This window comes from Microbacterium sp. H6, assembly GCF_003314775.1.
GTDB lineage: Bacteria > Actinomycetota > Actinomycetes > Actinomycetales > Microbacteriaceae > Microbacterium > Microbacterium oxydans.
On the sequence record NZ_QOAY01000311.1, the window covers coordinates 1,126 to 3,027 of the forward strand.

Annotated in this window: 2 protein-coding genes and 1 pseudogene; 2 read left to right on the forward strand and 1 reads right to left on the reverse strand. The window is 69.2% G+C overall.

From position 1 onward, the window contains the following. Window positions 1-267: 267 nt before the first annotated feature. Window positions 268-1,215, reverse strand: coding sequence for a 2,3,4,5-tetrahydropyridine-2,6-dicarboxylate N-succinyltransferase (dapD, locus tag DSP71_RS21320; protein ID WP_113682000.1), 948 nt, complete (start codon window positions 1,213-1,215; stop codon window positions 268-270). Window positions 1,216-1,279: 64 nt separating this feature from the next. Here dapD and DSP71_RS24705 point away from each other — a divergent pair. Beyond that, a pseudogene (locus DSP71_RS24705) lies at window positions 1,280-1,678 on the forward strand (M20/M25/M40 family metallo-hydrolase); the annotation flags it as partial. 164 nt (window positions 1,679-1,842) lie between these two features. Next, on the forward strand, window positions 1,843-1,902 hold a 60-nt coding region (locus tag DSP71_RS24710; protein WP_396652073.1), incomplete at its 3' end, for a hypothetical protein.

Genomic DNA, 1,902 nt, shown 5'->3' on the forward strand with positions numbered 1-1,902 from the left:
AATGAACGGCGCGAGATAGGGGGTGAGGTGGGCGACGGCGCGGAATCGCGCATCGGTTCGCCGTTCGAAAGGCCAGCTCGTGCTGGTGGTGGGAGCGGTTCCGCTCGCTTCGGTCCTCGGAGACCCCGTGACGACGACGATGTTGGGTACCGGCGGTACACGCAACGGAGTCAGTCTACCAGTGCATGCATGAGCTCGGCTGCATGTCGGCTCCTGCGCGGGTCGCCGAGGCCACCTGCGTGCACTGACACCCGCCGCCCGGGGTTCTCAGGCGTGCAGGGCCTCGTTCAGCGTCACCCCGACGCCGGCGCGGCGGACGGCCTCGACGGCACCGCTGAGCGAGTTGCGGCGGAACAGCAGTCCGTCCTGACCGGAGAGCTCTCCGCCCTTCACCGTCCTCCGCCCGCCATCGGCGGTCACGGGGCCGTCGACCAGGACGATCTTCGTGCCGGCCGTCACATAGAGGCCTGCTTCGACGACGCAGTCGTCACCGAGGGAGATGCCGATGCCGGCGTTGGCGCCCAGCAGCGTGCGCGCGCCGATCGCGACGCGGTGCGTCCCTCCGCCCGAGAGCGTGCCCATGATGGAGGCGCCCCCGCCGATGTCGCTGCCGTCGCCGACGACGACCCCCTGGGAGATGCGGCCCTCCACCATCGACGCGCCGAGCGTTCCGGCGTTGAAGTTGACGAAACCCTCGTGCATGACAGTGGTGCCGGGGGAGAGGTATGCGCCGAGGCGCACGCGGGAAGCATCCGCGATGCGGACACCGGTCGGCTGCACGTAGTCCGTGAGACGGGGGAACTTGTCCAGACCCTGGATCTGGATGCCCGACCGCTGGAGGAGCGGACGCAGGCGGGCGGCGTCCGAGGGCAGGACGGGTCCCGCGTTGGTCCAGGCGACGTTCGGGAGATGAGCGAAGACGCCGTCGAGGTTGACATCGTTGGGGCGCACCACCAGGTGGGAGAGCGCGTGCAGACGAAGATAGGCGTCCGCGGTCGAAGCCGGTGCGGCGTCGAGGTCGATCTGCAGCTGCACGACCTCCACCGTGACGTTGCGTCGCTGGTCGGCTCCGGTGAGATCCGCGAGCGCGGTGACGGCGGCCTCATCCGCCTCCGCGGTTCCGGTCCGCACCTCGGGGTACCACGCATCCAGGACGGTGCCGTCTCCGGCGATCGTGGTCAGTCCGATACCCCATACCGTGCGCGCGTCGCTCATCCCTCCACGCTATCGCGCCCGCAGCGCGGTGACTGCACGCATGACGGGTAAGTAGTCTTGACCCATGGTGCTCGATCTGACCGCGTCCTCCGTCGACCTCACCCGTGCGATCTGCGATATCCCCAGCGTCTCCGGAGACGAGAAGACGCTCGCCGACGCCATCGAGGCGGCCGTCACGCCGCTGGGGCACCTGCAGGTCTTCCGCCACGGCAACACCGTCATCGCGCGCACGGATCTCGGTCGCGCGCAGCGCGTCGCGATCGCCGGGCACATCGACACGGTGCCCATCAATGCCAACCTCCCCACCCGCGACATCGAGATCGACGGTGTGCCGTACCTCTGGGGTCGTGGGACCGTCGACATGAAGGCAGGGACCGCGGTGCAGCTGAAGCTCGCTGCGGAGCTGGTCGAACCCGCGATCGACATCACCTGGATGTGGTACGACAACGAGGAGGTCGAGGCGTCGAAGAACGGCCTCGGGCTGCTCGCCGCCGTCCGCCCCGACCTGTTCGAGGCCGACTTCGCGATCCTCGGTGAGCCCTCCAACGGCGAGGTCGAGGGCGGATGCAACGGCACGATGCGGGCGATCGTGCGCACGTCGGGCGTCCGGGCGCACAGCGCGAGGGCATGGATCGGGGAGAACGCGATCCATCGTGCCGCGCCGATCCTCACCCGGCTCGCCGAGTA

Excerpts from the sequence above, each read along its gene's own strand:
- dapD (WP_113682000.1), bottom strand. The coding sequence starts at position 1,215 with ATGAGCGACGCGCGCACGGTATGGGGTATCGGACTGACCACGATCGCC.